The following is a 16145-nucleotide window of genomic DNA, read 5'->3' on the forward strand; positions in this document are numbered from 1 at the left end:
TGTTTTTTTTATGATTTGAATGAAATGCTATAAACCAAATTTAGCTTTCAATGCTTTCGCTTTGTCATTCTCTCCTATTGCACCGTAAATACCAGCTAGTGTTCTAGCAAAATCAATTCCTGAAGTATCCTTTTCAATAACAGACTCTAAAAAGGGAATGGCTTCTTTATAAACACTTACGCGCTTTGCTTTTAATACATCGTATTTTTTATTATCGGCAGCCGAGTTTCCAAGACTATTCATTTCTTTTACAATAACATTTTCCTCTTCTAAAATTAAAGCCGATATATTCTTTAAAGCATTTAAATATTCTGGATCAATTGTAAGTACTTTTTCATAATACATTCTAGCATCGGCTTTATTACCAGCTTTACCAGATATTACACCTAAATTATAAAGTAAGTCTTTATTATTAGGATCGTTTGCAACAGCTTCTTTGATAAGTTTACCGTAGGCCTCCGTATTTTCTAATTTCAACTGTACGTTAGCTTCTGTAAGAATTAAACTTGTATTAGAAGGATCAACCATTCTCGCTTCTTTGATTGCTGTTAAAGCTTCTTCATTTTTACCTTGACTTACATAAATTAAAGCTATCTTATTTGTAATATCAGCAGCTTTAGATTCTGTCATTCTTTCTCCAGGACTAACATGTGACTTTGCAGTATTAACATATACATCGCGAGTAGCTTCATCTAACACTTCTTCTTCACCTGTTTCTTTACTTGTAGCAAAATACTGTTTTTTAATACCCGTATATCCAACATCTTTTAATGCTATGTAGTGCTTTAATGCAGAGTCAAAATCTTCACCTTGAACTGAGCTTACCGCTGCATAGTATAAATATGATTGATCTTCAGGCACTAATTTATATAACATTGCAAATAAACTAGAAGCTTGAGCATATTTCCCATCTGTATAAAAACCATTTGCTTTTAACAATAGTTCGTTCTGAACAAACTTTTTAGTTTGTGCTACATCGCTCACGTATTTTTTATCCACTTTAGATAAATCGTTAAAAGCAGTATCAAAATCGGCTATATTACCAGCTCCATTAGCATACAATGCTTTTGCTCTGGCAAAATAAAATTTAGACTTCATTTTATCATCCATGCTTCCAAGCATAGACTCTAATTTTGTTGCAGTTGCTTTAGCTTCTGCAAAATTGTTGTTTTTAACAGCTTTTTCTAAAGATTTCAATTCTTTCTTTTGTGCAAAAGAAAAAAGAGTTACACATAAAGCCAGTGTAAGAATTAGTTGTTTTTTCATTAGTTTACATTTTAATTATTCCTAATAATAGGAATTAAATTTATATTACTTATTCTTCTTCGTTAGAAGCAACAGTCGTGCCGTTTTCAGAATCATCAGTGTTTTCAGAACCTTCAGGAAGTATTACATTTCCATCTTCGTCTAATTCCACTTCATCATCTTCATGCATTACTTTAGCAACTGCAGCAATAGAATCTTTTCCTTTTAAATTAATAAGTTTTACACCTTGTGTTGCTCTACCCATAACACGTAAATCTGCAACTGCCATTCTAATAGCAATACCAGATTTATTGATAATCATTAAATCATCTTCGTCTGTTACATTCTTTATAGATACTAAGCTACCTGTCTTTTCAGTAATAGAAATAGTTTTCACACCCTTTCCACCTCTATTGGTAATTCTATAGTCTTCTAAACTAGAGCGCTTACCATAACCATTCTCTGAAACGACTAGGATATTACTTTCCATATCGTCTACAGCAATCATACCAATAACTTCATCTGTTTTCTCGTCTTGAAGCCTAATACCTCTAACACCAGAAGCATTACGTCCCATTGGTCTTGTTTTAGCTTCTTCGAATCTAATGGCTTTCCCAGATTTTAATGCTAACATAACTTGGCTTTCACCAGTTGTTAATTTAGCTTCTAATAAAACATCATCTTCTTTAATAGTAATAGCATTAATACCATTAGTTCTTGGTCTAGAATACTGCTCTAAAGAGGTCTTTTTAACTTGTCCTTTTTTAGTCGCCATAATGACATAATGACTATTTACATACTCTTCATCTTTTAAATCTTGAGTACATATAAACGCCATTACTTTATCGTCTTGCTCAATATTTATTAAGTTTTGAATTGCTCTACCTTTAGAGGTTTTACTGCCTTCTGGAATTTCGTAAACACGCATCCAGAAACATTTTCCCTTTTGGGTAAAGAATAACATGTATTGATGGTTTGTACCAACAAATAAGTGTTCTAAGAAATCTTCGTTACGCGTGGTCGATGCTTTTTGTCCAACACCTCCTCTATTTTGTGTCTTATATTCAGATAAAGAAGTACGTTTAATATAACCAGCATGCGAAATAGTAATCACTACTTTTTCGTCTGGAATCATATCTTCGATACTTAAGTCTCCACCAGCATATTCTATTATAGAACGACGATCATCTCCATATTTATCACGAATAACAACTAACTCGTCCTTTATAATAGTCATTCTACGAGCTTCATCACCTAAAATATCTTTGAGGTCTTCAATCGTTTTCATGATCTCTTCGAACTCATTACGAAGTTTATCTTGCTCTAATCCTGTTAATTGACGCAGACGCATCTCAACAATCGCTTTCGCTTGGATTTCAGACAATTTAAAACGTTCGATTAAATTATTTCGAGCTTCATCTCCATTAGAAGATGCTCTAATAATTTTTATTACTTCATCTATATTATCTGAAGCAATAATTAAACCTTCTAATATATGTGCACGCTCTTCAGCTTTACGCAATTCATATTTAGTACGTCTTACAACAACCTCATGTCTGTGTTCTACAAAATATTGAATCAATTGTTTTAAATTCAATAATTGAGGACGTCCTTTTACTAGTGCAATATTATTGACACTAAAAGACGATTGTAAAGCCGTGTATTTGTATAATTTATTTAAAACGATGTTTGGTATTGCATCACGTTTTAAAACGTAAACAATACGCATTCCGTTTCTATCAGACTCATCTCTTATCGTTGAGATCCCTTCTAGTTTCTTATCGTTTACTAAATCGGCAGTTTTTTTAATCATATCTGCCTTGTTCACTTGGTAAGGAATCTCTGTTACAATAACACATTCTCTACCTTGAACTTCTTCGATATTAGCATTTGCACGCATAACAATACGTCCACGTCCTGTATGGAAGGCTTCTTTTACACCATCGTAGCCATAAATTGTTCCGCCTGTTGGAAAATCTGGGGCTTTAATATGTGTAATTAACTCGTCAATCTCAATATCATTATTTTCGATGTAAGCAATTGTACCGTCAACAACTTCTGTTAGATTGTGAGGCGGCATATTTGTTGCCATACCTACGGCAATACCAGAGGCACCGTTTACTAATAAACCTGGAATACGTGTAGGTAAAACTGTTGGCTCTTCTAGCGTATCATCAAAGTTTAATTGATGGTCTACAGTTTCTTTATCAATATCTGCTAACATATCCTCAGATATCTTACGCATTCTTGCTTCTGTATAACGCATTGCTGCGGGACTATCTCCATCTACAGATCCAAAGTTACCTTGTCCATCAACAAGCATATAACGTAAACTCCATTCTTGAGCCATACGTACCATTGCATCGTAAACAGAAGTATCTCCATGTGGATGATACTTACCTAAAACTTCCCCAACTATTCTTGCAGATTTTTTGTGCGCACTATTTGATCTAACACCCAGTTCATGCATACCATAAAGTACACGTCTATGTACTGGTTTTAAACCATCTCTTACGTCTGGTAAAGCACGTGACACAATGACTGACATAGAATAATCAATGTAAGCCGATTTCATTTCATCTTCAATATTAATTGGAATCACTTTTTCGCCTTCTGCCATATATAATTTTAATTAAATTTTTGTAGTTATTTCGTAACGCGCTAATATAATAATTTCATTAGTCATGGTAAGACTTTATACCTAATTTTTGAGAGTTTTTATTAACAATTCGAATGTCTTTTTTCGTTAATAACTATCTTGTTAATTGTTTTGATTTTATAAACTTTTTTTTGTCTATTAGCGTAGAAAACCATCTCTTACTTGAAATGACTGAATAAAGCGTGCTTTTTTCCTTTCTATTTCGATAAAAAAAGAAACCGTAACTTAAGCTATGCTTTACTTTTTTTATAGAAATGCAAAAAAAGAAAAAGCGTTTATTCTATTAAAATTTCAACTAAAAAATGGCATGACATATTATTTAAGGAATAGTTTTTGCCTGTGATAATATGATTTACTAAATTTAATGACCAAAGGAATAACTATATGGATGATAATTTTTCACCAAGAGTAAAAGATGTAATAGCTTACAGCAAGGAAGAAGCATTGCGCTTAGGCCATGATTTTATTGGAACAGAACACTTAATGCTCGGTTTACTGCGAGATGGAAATGGAAAAGCCATTAATATTTTAAATGCATTAGATATCGATTTAAATCACCTAAGAAGAAAAGTGGAGATTTTAAGCCCTGCAAATCCCAATGCTAGCATTACTTCTAACGACAAAAAGAACCTGCACTTAACAAGGCAAGCAGAACGTGCTTTAAAAACTACTTTTTTAGAAGCAAAACTATTTCAAAGTACGTCTATTAATACAGCGCATCTGCTGCTGTGTATTTTAAGAAATGAAAACGATCCTACAACTAAGCTTCTAAATAAGCTTAAAGTAGATTATGATAATGTTAAAGAACAATTTAAGTCTATGCTTACAAACGACGATAGTAATTATGTAGAACCAACCTCAGAATCTTTTCAGGATGATGATTCAAAGAACGATGAAGGTAACGATTCTAAAGACATATTTAACACACCAGCAGGAAAGAGTAATAAGAAGTCTAAAACACCAGTTCTAGACAACTTTGGTAGAGATCTTACTGTTATGGCTCAAGAAGGAAAACTAGATCCTGTGGTTGGGCGTGAGAAAGAAATTGAGCGTGTGTCTCAAATTTTAAGTCGAAGAAAAAAGAACAACCCACTACTTATTGGAGAACCTGGAGTTGGTAAAAGTGCAATAGCTGAGGGCTTAGCCAATAGAATTGTTAGCAAAAAAGTCTCTCGTATTTTATTTAATAAACGTGTGGTGACTTTAGATTTAGCAAGCTTAGTTGCAGGGACAAAATACAGAGGGCAGTTTGAAGAGCGTATGAAAGCCGTAATGAACGAGCTGGAAAAAAATGATGATGTTATTTTATTTATAGATGAAATACACACTATTGTTGGTGCTGGTGGGGCTACTGGAAGTTTAGATGCTTCAAACATGTTTAAACCTGCTCTAGCAAGAGGAGAAATACAATGTATTGGCGCTACAACTTTAGATGAATATAGACAGTATATTGAAAAAGATGGTGCTTTAGAACGTCGTTTTCAAAAGGTAATAGTCGAGCCAACTACTGTTGAAGAAACGATTGAGATTCTTAATAATATTAAAGATAAATACGAAGAACACCATAATGTTGAATATACAGATGCGGCTATTGAAGCTTGTGTAAAATTGACTAATAGGTACATGACAGAACGTTTTCTTCCAGACAAAGCTATTGATGCTTTAGACGAAGCGGGTTCCCGTGTTCACATTACAAATATTGATGTGCCTAAACAAATTATTGAACTAGAAAATAAACTTGAACAAGTAAAGGAAACCAAAAATTCTGTCGTTAAAAAACAGAAATATGAAGAAGCAGCACGTTTACGTGATGATGAAAAACGTTTAGAGAAGGAATTGGCTGTTGCTCAAGAAAAATGGGAAGAAGACACTAAATTACATAAGGTTACTGTAACCGAAGATAATGTGGCAGATGTTATTTCTATGATGACTGGCGTACCTGTAAATCGTATTGCACAGAAAGAGATTAACAAACTAGCAGAATTACCAGAACTTATAAAAGGTAAGGTTATTGGTCAAGACGAAGCCGTTGCGAAAGTTGTAAAAGCAATTCAACGTAATCGAGCAGGACTTAAAGACCCTAACAAGCCTATTGGTTCATTTATATTTTTAGGTCAAACAGGAGTAGGTAAAACACAATTAGCCAAAGTGTTATCTCGTGAGTTATTTGATAATGAAGAGTCACTTATTAGAATAGATATGAGTGAATACATGGAGAAGTTTGCTATCTCAAGATTAGTAGGTGCACCTCCGGGATATGTTGGTTATGAAGAAGGAGGACAGCTTACAGAAAAAGTGAGACGTAAACCATATGCGGTTATTCTTTTAGATGAAATCGAAAAAGCACATCCAGATGTCTTTAATATGTTATTACAGGTTTTAGACGACGGCTATTTAACAGATTCTTTAGGACGTAAAATAGACTTTAGAAACACCATTATTATAATGACTTCTAATATTGGAGCGCGTAAATTAAAAGACTTTGGTACTGGCATTGGATTTGGTACAGCTTCTCAAAAATCTCAAGAAGATGCTAATGCTCGAGCAGTAATCCAGAATGCATTAAAGAAATCTTTTGCTCCAGAATTTTTAAATAGAATTGATGATGTTGTCGTTTTTAATCCGTTGGAAAAAGAGGATATCAACAAAATTATAGATATTGAATTAGAAAAACTGTTATCACGAATTGAAGGCCTAGGTTACCACTTAGAATTAACTGATGCTGCTAAAAATTATATAGCAGATAAAGGTTTCGATAAGCAATATGGTGCTAGACCACTTAAAAGAGCAATACAAAAGTATGTTGAAGATGCTTTAGCCGAAGAAATAATTAACTCTCAAGTTTCTGAAGGTGATAAAATTATTATGGACTTGGACAGTAAAACCGACGACATAACAATTAAAATTGAAAAAGCTGAAAAGCCTACGGAGTCTTAAATTTTTATAATTTGTGCTAATTTCGAAGAAGTAGTTATTTAATAACAATTAAATAACTACTTCTTTTTTTGTACCTTATGCTAGTTAGAATACAAGGACATGATAAAAAACTCACATATAGACATCGGAATAGGCTACGTGTCTATACATGAAAATTATTTGATTATGGTTGTAAATCAAGGAGAAACAATAGAAGTAAAACATAATAAAATACTGATAGATTTAGCCGAAACCTTTTACAAAAATAAAGACTTTGTTTATATTACAAATCGTGTAAATTCTTACGCTGTAGATCCTGCAATTTATTTCGAAACAAAAAAAATAAAAACACTTATTGGCTTTTCGGTAGTATCAAAAAAAGAAATCGCCATAAATAATGCTTTACTAGAAAAACTGTTTTTCGATAAGCCATTTGAAACGTTTAAACAAATAGATGAGGCTATTCATTGGGCAAATAAACTTTGTGAAGCCTCTAATTGAATACAAAACCAAGTCTCGTAATTAGCAATAGATATTAGAATAGTCCTGTATCTCTTTTTAATGAAAAGGTATTTTTTAATTTTCAATTATAGCACTAAACTACAATGACAAAAACCAGAAAAATATGGCTAGGTATTTTAACCTTCTTACCTTTAGTGTTTCTAATTACTTATTTTATATTCTTTTTTCTTTTTATATTTAAAACCTTTGGAAACATTCACCGTTTAGAGGCAATGGAAAATAATCCAGGTCAATTTCCAGCCGAATTCATGGCTAATTTTGCCATTATGTTTCTCTTTATAATACTATCAAGCTTTTTATCACTTGGTCTTTTAATATATTATATCATTCATGCTAACAATAATATAGCCAACGATAGTAACAAGAAACTAATGTGGACTTTAATATTAATTTTCACCTCCTCTATAGGTTCTATCGTATATTATTTTGTGGAGATTTTGCCATACAAAACAATAGATGATAAAATTAAGGCTTTATGACATCAAAACAATTAGAAGAAATTAAACAAGTAATTAATGAAGAACTTGTGAAAACTGAAACTTCGATTGTTAATTTAAAAGAATTAACAAAACCAATTGCTCCAGAAAATGCTATTGGTCGGGTGTCTAGAATGGATGCTATAAATAACAAATCTGTTAACGAAGCTGCTTTAAGAACAGCGGATCTAAAATTCAAGAATCTTCAAATAACTTTATCAAATATTAACAACCCAAATTTTGGTATTTGCGCAAAATGTAAATCACAAATTCCTTTGGGACGCATAATGATAAGACCTCACAGTCGTTTTTGTGTTAATTGCGCAAGTTAAACGCCATAATTATTCAAAAACAACTCCTCTATTTCCACATCAACATCTTTTAAAAACTGAATAGAAGCTTCAATGTCATCATGTAAAACGCGGTCTTTTTTAACAAAAGACACTTCTTTTCTATACGCTTCTAAAAAAGATTCTAAAAACGGAGACGTTTTTAGAGGACTTCTAAACGCAAGAGCTTGACTTGCATTCATTAATTCTATGGCAATTACGCGCTCTACATTTCTAATTAATCTATAAGCTTGTGTTGCGGCATTTGCTCCCATACTTACATGATCTTCTTGTCCGTTACTAGACACAATACTATCTACACTTGCAGGCGTTGCCAATTGTTTATTAGCACTAACAATACTGGCAGCTGTGTATTGTGGAATCATAAATCCAGAATTTAATCCAGGATTATCTACTAAAAATGCTGGCAAACCTCGTAATCCAGAAACTAATTGAAACACACGACGTTCAGAAATATTACCAATTTCTGCCATAGCAATTTTTAAATAATCAAGTGCTAAAGCTAATGGTTGCCCATGGAAATTTCCACCAGAAATAATGAGATCTTCTTCAGGAAAAATATTGGGATTATCTGTAACCGAATTAATCTCGGTTAAAACAACCTTTTCAACAAAATCTAAAGTGTCTTTTGTTGCACCATGAACTTGTGGTATACATCTAAATGAATAAGGATCTTGAACATGTTCTTTTTCTCTAGTAATAAGTTCACTTCCTTTTAAAAACTCGTTAAAACGTCTAGCCACTTTTAATTGTCCAGGATGCGGGCGTACTTGATGTACTAAATCATGAAAAGGTTCTATTCTACCATCAAAAGCATCTAATGAAATACTTGCAATAACATCTGCTAAATACGATGTTTTGTGAGACATTAATAATAAGTAAACGCCATAAGCACTCATAAACTGTGTTCCATTTAAAAGCGCTAAACCTTCTTTTGCTTCAAGCACTATTGGTTCCCAACCAAACTTTTTTAGTATTGTGCTCGCTTTAACTTCTTTTTTATTATGTACCACTTTCCCTTTACCAATTAATGGTAAAGCTAAATGTGCTAAAGGCGCTAAATCACCAGAAGCACCAAGTGATCCTTGGGTAAATACAAACGGAAAAACATCATTATTAAAAAAGTCTATCAAACGGTTTACAGTTTCTAACTGTACACCACTATGTCCATAACTTAAAGATTGTATTTTTAAAAGTAACATCACTTTAACAACACTTTCTGGAACACGATCTCCAGTTCCACAGGCATGAGACATAACTAAGTTCTCTTGTAGTTTTGTTAAATCTTTTTTAGAAATTTCTACATTATACAACGAACCAAAACCAGTATTAATACCATAAAAAGGCTTATCTGCTTCTCTAAGTTTTTTATCTAAATAGGTTTTACAAACTTTAATTTTTTGAATAGACTCTTTAGATAGTTTTAGTTTCTTTTTGTCTTTAAAAATATTGTAAATCGTTACAATGTCAAGTTTTTCTGAAGATATATTATGGTATGTGCTCATGGCTAGTTTTAAGTAAATCAAAAGTCTTAATTCCAAACAAGTTATGCAAGTATTGTTAATAATTTATTAAAATGATTAAAATTAACATTTATAACTTATTTTTGATTCATAATAAATAATTCTAGAAAATGAAAAAAATAGTATTAGCCTTATCAGTCCTAGCGATAGTAGCTTGTAAGCAAGAACCGAAAATTGATTACGTTGTGGTTTCTGGTAAAATGGATGCACCTGCAGCTAAAAAGGCAATGATTAATGGAATCGAATTTAAGCATGAGATTGAAATATCTGAAGATGGAACTTTTTTAGATACTTTAAAAGTTACAGACCATGGTTTTTATAATATCTCAATTGGAAGAGAAAGAGCTTCACTTTATCTTAAACATGGAGATAACGTTACTATAAATAAAAATAAAGAAGGTTTTTCTTTTGAAGGCGCTACTGCTGCAGTAAACAACTATTTCAAAACAAAAACTGAAAATTCAACGACGTTAAAAGGTGATGCAACTGCTTTTTACTCTTTAAATGAAGCCGATTTTAAGGCTAAAGTAAATGCTTTAATGGATGTAAATAAAGAAACATTAAATAAGCTTGAAGGCGCAGATGCTGATTTTGTTACTGCGGAGTTAAAAAACTTAAAGTACGATTCTTATTCGTTATTAAACGATTATGAAAAGGCGCATGCTCATTATGCTAAGAAAGAAGATTTTAAAGCTTCTGAAGACTTTTTACCTTCAGAATTAAAAAATATGTCTTACGATAATGAAGTAGATTATAAAAACTCTTCAGCATACCAACAACTGGCATTTGGAAGTATTCTAAGTCCTATTTTTGATGATTTAGATGATATTAGTGAATTAAAACCTTCAATGTTAACGGCTGTTAGTGATGTTAAAATTCCAGCTTTGAAAAATGAAGTTGTTGGGTATTTAGCAAAAATGGCATTATCTCCTGGTAACACCAGTTTAGATAAGATGCATACTTTTTTATCTAAAAATACTACAGACGACAAAATTAAAGAAGACATAGAAGTTAATTACAATAAGTCTAAAGTATTAGTGAAAGGAAAAGTATCACCTACTTTTGTTGATTATGAAAACCACAAAGGTGGAACAACTTCTCTTGCAGATTTAAAGGGGAAATATGTGTATGTAGATGTTTGGGCTACTTGGTGTGGACCTTGTAAAGCAGAAATTCCTTCGTTACAAAAAGTTGAGAAACAATATCATGGTAAAAATATTGCTTTTGTAAGTACTTCAGTAGATACAGCGGATGCTTATGACAAATGGAAAACCATGGTTAAAGATAAAGAGTTAGGTGGTATTCAATTATTAGCTGATAAAGCTTGGCAATCCAAGTTTGTACAAGATTACGGTATTAATGGTATTCCAAGATTTATTTTAATAGATCCAACAGGAAACATTGTTTCTGCTGATGCTCCTAGACCTTCTAATCCAAAATTAATTGAATTATTCGATTCTTTAAGTATCTAGTCTTAAAATTTTAAGCATAAAAAAAACCGTTTTTCAATCTCGGTTTTTTTATGCGCTATTGTTTTGCTTCTTCGCCGTCATCAGCCTGTTCTACTTGTATGTCTTCGACTGGTTTAAACAAATCTAAATAAGCCAAGCTTATACCATCTATTACATTACTTGCTATTATACTCTGGTAACCTAACTGTTCTATTAATATATCTGCACTTTTACCGTGTAAATACACGCCAAAAAGCGTGGCTTGTAATGGTTCGTATCCTTGTGAAACTAATCCTGTTATCATTCCTGTTAAAACATCTCCCGTTCCTGCAGTTGCTAATCCTGGGTTTCCTGTAGCGTTAACATATAACTTATCATCGAAAACAGTAATTGTATTTGCTCCTTTTATAACTACAATAACATTATACTTTTTAGCAAATGCTTTAGTTTTCTTTAATTTATCGAAATCATTCTTCCATTTGCCTACTAGTCTTTCTAATTCTTTAGGATGCGGCGTTAAAATGGTTAATTCTGGCAATAAATTTAACAATGCTTTCTTTTTAGAGAGTATGTTTAAGCCATCGGCATCGATAAGTAAAGGCTTTCTGTTCGTTTTTAAAAACTTTTCTAAAGCAGAAACAGTTTTAGCATCTGTACCCAACCCTACTCCAACACCAATAACTGTTGGTTCTATATCGAAATCTATTTTAGTAATTTTCTCTTCATCTGTATCTGTAATTACCATAGCTTCTGGAAAAGCAGTTTGCAATGGTATATAACCACATTTTGGTATATAAGCTGTTATTTTCCCAGCGCCAACAGCCAAGACAGAGCGACTTGCTAATGTTACTGCTCCAATTTTACCATAGCTACCTCCTACTATTAAACTGTGACCAAAAGTACCTTTATGGCTGTATTTCTCACGAGGTTTATAAATAGGTAATACTTCGTTTTTACCAATTAAATCAGCCTCAGTTGCTGTATTAATTAAATATTCTGGATCAATACCAATATCCAAAACTTCCCATTGCACAGAGTATTTTGCCGTTTCAGGTAAAAAGAACACTAATTTGGGAGTTTGAAAACTAAGCGTATAAGCAGCATTTACAACTGCTTCTGAATCGTCAACACCTTTATCTGTGTACAATCCTGAAGGCAAATCTATAGATAAAGTAAAGGCTTTAGTGATTCTAAAATAATTAAACAATCCTTTTACCCAAGCATGTACAGGACGATTTAAACCTATGCCAAAAACGGCATCAACAATAATGTCTTTTTCATCAATTACAATTGAACTAAAGTCGTCTTCACAACTTAATAATGTTGGCCATTGTTTTGAAACATTCTTAACGCGATCATAATTAATTAAAAAATCTTTAGAACGCTTAGCACTATAATTAACAACATAGGTATTAACATTATAACCATGTGTAATTAAATGCCTTGCTACTACTAATCCATCTCCTCCGTTATTACCAATACCGCAAAATACATGAATTGGTACTTGAGCACCTTGCATTCTTGTATGAATCCAATTAAAAATTTGAATTCCAGCCCGTTCCATTAGTTCGGTTGATGAAATTTTTTGTTTTTCTTGGGTTAGCTTGTCGCCTTCGTAAATTTGCTCTTTAGAGAATATTTTCATATTTGGTTTCCGTAGTGTTAATTAGGTCTATAAAATCGTTCAATATAATTCAGCCCTAAGTGATTTATACACTCAAATTAAAAATTAAAGTGAATAAAATTCAGAATTATATAAAAATCATTAATTAGTTTTGTTATTCAGGTAAAAGTAATACATTTCACTATCATTTATAAAATAATAATTCAATACAAATGCAAGTATTAAAATTTGGAGGAACATCTGTAGGTTCTTCAAAAAACATCAATAAAGTTATCACAATTTTAGAAAATTATTCTAAAAAAGATAAGGTAATATGTGTCGTTTCTGCTGTTGGTGGAATCACAGATAAACTACTCAAATCTGGAGACTTAGCTAAGTCTAATAATAAAAATTACAAAGCAGAATACAAGTTTATTAAAGCTAAACATATAAAAATTTTAGAAGAGCTAATTCCGCAAAAGAACCTTACAATTGTTAATGCATTAGAAGGTAAATTAAAAAATCTTAAAAACCTTTTAGATGGTATTTTTCTAATAAATGAGTTATCGCCTCAAACCTCAGATCGTTTAGTGAGTTTTGGAGAAATTTTATCTTCATTTATTATCGCTGAAACTCTAAAATCTAGAGGACTAAACGCCTCTAGAAAAAACACGCAACAACTTATTGTAACAAATTCTAATTTCACGAAAGCTGAAGTTAAATTTACACCTACAAATACAAAAATTCAAAACTATTTTAGTGACGCTACACAAGATATAACGATACTTCCTGGTTTTATTTCAAAATCTGAATTAGATGAGATTACAACGCTTGGACGTGGCGGTTCAGATTATTCTGCTGCTATTATATCAGCTGCATTAAATGTCGATAAATTAGAAATTTGGACAGACGTTAGTGGTATGTATACCACAAACCCTAAGCTTGTTAAACAAGCTTTCCCTATCGAACGTATTAGCTATAAAGAAGCAATGGAGTTGTCTCATTTTGGAGCTAAAGTATTATATCCTCCTACTGTTCAACCTGTTTTAGATTTAAATATACCAATCCATATAAAAAACACACTTAAACCTGAAGAAAAAGGTACTATAATATCTAATGAAGGCAACAAAAATTCTTCAACAGCAACAGGTATTACCAATATAAATGATATTGCTCTATTAACATTGCAAGGCAATGGTATGGTTGGTGTTCCAGGTTTCTCAAAGCGTTTATTTGAAACTTTATCTCAAGAAAAAATTAATATTATATTAATTACTCAAGCATCTTCAGAGCATTCAATTTGTTTTGGAATTTCTAAAAATGATGCAATTTTAGCTGAAAACGCTATTAATCTCGCCTTCGAATATGAGATTTCAATGCACAAAATAGATCCTATTCTTGTGGAACAAAATCTTTCAATTATTGCTTTAGTTGGAGATAACATGAAAAGTCATCAAGGTATTAGTGGAAAAATGTTTAGCGCTTTAGGAAAAAATAATATTAATATTAGAGCTATTGCTCAAGGTGCTTCAGAAAGAAATATTTCAGCAGTAATAGCAGAAAAAGATGTAAAAAAGGCTTTAAATACAATTCATGAGCGCTTTTTTGAAGACAACATAAAACAATTAAATGTATTTATTACCGGTATTGGCAATGTTGGAGAAAAACTCATTGATCAAATTCACCAACAGCGTGATTATTTAAAAAAGAATTTAAAACTTGATGTACGTATTGTTGGTCTGTCTAATTCTAAAAAAATGGTTTTCAATGCTGAAGGAATCAAATTGGATAATTGGGCATCAAGATTTCATCATGCAGAAAAATCAAGTTTAAATGGTTTTCTAGATAAAGCTAAAGAACTTAATTTACGTAACAGCATTTTTGTAGATGTCACAGCTAATGAAGCAGTTTCAAAAATGTATGAGCATTACTTAAGGAATAGTATTGCTGTTGTCGCTTGTAGTAAAATTGCGTGCTCTAGTGCTTATAAGAACTATAAACTCTTGCAAGATCTAGCGCTTAAATTTAATACACCGTTTTTGTTCGAAACAAACGTTGGTGCAGGATTACCAATCATTAATACACTAAATAATTTAGTGTCTTCTGGAGATAAAGTAACAAGTATTCAAGCGGTACTTTCTGGGAGTTTAAATTTTGTATTCAACAACTTTAGTGATCGTACTAATTTTCATGATACGGTAAAACGCGCACAATTTGAAGGCTACACAGAACCAGATCCAAGAATTGATTTAAGTGGTATTGATGTGGCTCGAAAAATATTAATTTTAGCGCGTGAGAATGGTGGTAAAATGGAAATTGAATCTATTGAAAATGAATCATTTTTAACCAAAGCCAATTTAGAAAGCGAATCTGTAGACGATTTTTATAAAACGCTTAAAACAGACGAAGCACATTATCAAAAACTATATGCTTCGGCAAAAGAAAAAAACTGCCAATTAAAATACGTTGCAGAATTTAAAAAAGGAAAGGCTAAAGTTGGTTTACGCGAAATTCCTGAAGGGCATTCATTTTATAACCTTGAAGGAAAAGATAATATTGTTATGTTCTATACTGAACGCTATCCAGAGCAGCCATTAATAATAAAAGGCGCTGGAGCTGGAGCAGATGTCACTGCATCTGGTTTATTTGCAGACATTATTAAAATTGGAAGTAAATAAAAATATTTTTACCAGCAACTGTGTCGCAAACGTTTCCTGCGGATTTGATGTTCTAGGATTTTGTTAAGATACTTACTGTTTGGAGACGAAATGATTTTAAAAAACGATTGAAAAAGGTATAAAAACAACTAAAATTGAAGGTTGTGATTTGCCTTATGGAATATTATAGAATATTATTTACCCTTTCATTGTGCAAAACCATGGTAGTTTCGGTGCTTTGTATATAATCTAAAGTAGATAGTCTATCGAGAATAAAGCTCCTTAACTCATCAGAGTTTCTTACGCCAATATGCAAAATAAAATCATTGTTGCCTGCCATATGAAATAATTGAATAACACCATGGAATTGAGAGGCCTTTTCTATGAAATCTGCAATTATTGAACGGTGTTGCTTGTTTAGCTTAATGGATAACATTACCTCAATATTGAGACCTAATTTTTTTTGATCAATTAGAGCAAATGCCCCTTTTAGATATCCTTTTTTGGTTAATTTCTTAATTCTATCGTGTGTGCTAGACTGTGCAATTTCAATCTTTGCTGCTATCTCTTTATTAGAGAGCCGTGCATTATTCAATAATAGGCTCAAAATCTGAATATCTTTCGAATCTAGTTCGTCTTTCATAATATTTTCGAATATTTTTTGGTTTAACTAAAGTTTGACAGAATGTTATTGTGCAAATATAAGTATTAATGTATTTTTGTACGAAAATAATATAAATTAA

Annotated in this window: 11 protein-coding genes; 6 read left to right on the forward strand and 5 right to left on the reverse strand. The window is 32.0% G+C overall.

Annotated elements, in window-relative coordinates:
- Nucleotides 1-27 precede the first annotated feature (27 nt).
- A complete protein-coding gene (locus RH82_RS05120) occupies nucleotides 28-1266 on the reverse strand; it encodes a tetratricopeptide repeat protein (RefSeq protein ID WP_034058728.1) in 1239 nt (412 codons plus the stop codon).
- A 49-nt stretch (nucleotides 1267-1315) separates the two neighbouring features.
- Entirely contained in the window at nucleotides 1316-3865 is a 2550-nt protein-coding gene (gyrA, locus tag RH82_RS05125; protein ID WP_034058730.1) for a DNA gyrase subunit A, read from the reverse strand.
- A 423-nt stretch (nucleotides 3866-4288) separates the two neighbouring features.
- On the opposite strand from gyrA, the gene RH82_RS05130 reads away from it, so the two are divergent.
- The 4 genes from RH82_RS05130 (at nucleotide 4289) to RH82_RS05145 (ending at nucleotide 8150) form a co-directional block, all read left to right on the forward strand.
- The gene (locus RH82_RS05130) at nucleotides 4289-6841 is read left to right on the forward strand and encodes an ATP-dependent Clp protease ATP-binding subunit (protein WP_034058733.1); all 2553 of its coding nucleotides are present in this window, start codon (nucleotides 4289-4291) and stop codon (nucleotides 6839-6841) included.
- A 99-nt stretch (nucleotides 6842-6940) separates the two neighbouring features.
- On the forward strand, nucleotides 6941-7321 hold the full coding sequence (locus tag RH82_RS05135; protein WP_052158219.1) for a hypothetical protein: 381 nt from the start codon (nucleotides 6941-6943) through the stop codon (nucleotides 7319-7321).
- Between the two features lie 104 nt (nucleotides 7322-7425).
- A complete protein-coding gene (locus RH82_RS05140; protein ID WP_034058734.1) occupies nucleotides 7426-7821 on the forward strand; it encodes a PLDc N-terminal domain-containing protein in 396 nt (131 codons plus the stop codon).
- On the forward strand, nucleotides 7818-8150 hold the full coding sequence (locus RH82_RS05145; protein ID WP_034058736.1) for a TraR/DksA family transcriptional regulator: 333 nt from the start codon (nucleotides 7818-7820) through the stop codon (nucleotides 8148-8150). Before RH82_RS05140 ends, RH82_RS05145 begins: the two co-directional genes overlap by 4 nt.
- On the opposite strand, the gene hutH is transcribed toward RH82_RS05145, so the two are convergent.
- Complete coding sequence (gene hutH / locus RH82_RS05150) at nucleotides 8147-9673, reverse strand: histidine ammonia-lyase (RefSeq protein ID WP_034058739.1); 1527 nt, start codon at nucleotides 9671-9673, stop codon at nucleotides 8147-8149. The two genes, RH82_RS05145 and hutH, sit on opposite strands and share 4 nt — an antisense overlap.
- A gap of 128 nt (nucleotides 9674-9801) precedes the next feature.
- Between hutH and RH82_RS05155 the strand changes: the two genes are divergently transcribed.
- On the forward strand, nucleotides 9802-11163 hold the full coding sequence (locus RH82_RS05155) for a TlpA family protein disulfide reductase (RefSeq protein ID WP_034058740.1): 1362 nt from the start codon (nucleotides 9802-9804) through the stop codon (nucleotides 11161-11163).
- Between the two features lie 55 nt (nucleotides 11164-11218).
- On the opposite strand, the gene RH82_RS05160 is transcribed toward RH82_RS05155, so the two are convergent.
- A complete protein-coding gene (locus RH82_RS05160; RefSeq protein ID WP_034058742.1) occupies nucleotides 11219-12787 on the reverse strand; it encodes a bifunctional ADP-dependent NAD(P)H-hydrate dehydratase/NAD(P)H-hydrate epimerase in 1569 nt (522 codons plus the stop codon).
- Between the two features lie 191 nt (nucleotides 12788-12978).
- On the opposite strand from RH82_RS05160, the gene thrA reads away from it, so the two are divergent.
- On the forward strand, nucleotides 12979-15423 hold the full coding sequence (gene thrA, locus RH82_RS05165) for a bifunctional aspartate kinase/homoserine dehydrogenase I (RefSeq protein WP_034058745.1): 2445 nt from the start codon (nucleotides 12979-12981) through the stop codon (nucleotides 15421-15423).
- 163 nt (nucleotides 15424-15586) lie between these two features.
- On the opposite strand, the gene RH82_RS05170 is transcribed toward thrA, so the two are convergent.
- Nucleotides 15587-16045, reverse strand: coding sequence for an Lrp/AsnC family transcriptional regulator (locus RH82_RS05170; RefSeq protein WP_034058746.1), 459 nt, complete (start codon nucleotides 16043-16045; stop codon nucleotides 15587-15589).
- Nucleotides 16046-16145 lie beyond the last annotated feature (100 nt).

Source organism: Lacinutrix jangbogonensis (assembly GCF_000797445.1).
GTDB lineage: Bacteria > Bacteroidota > Bacteroidia > Flavobacteriales > Flavobacteriaceae > Lacinutrix > Lacinutrix jangbogonensis.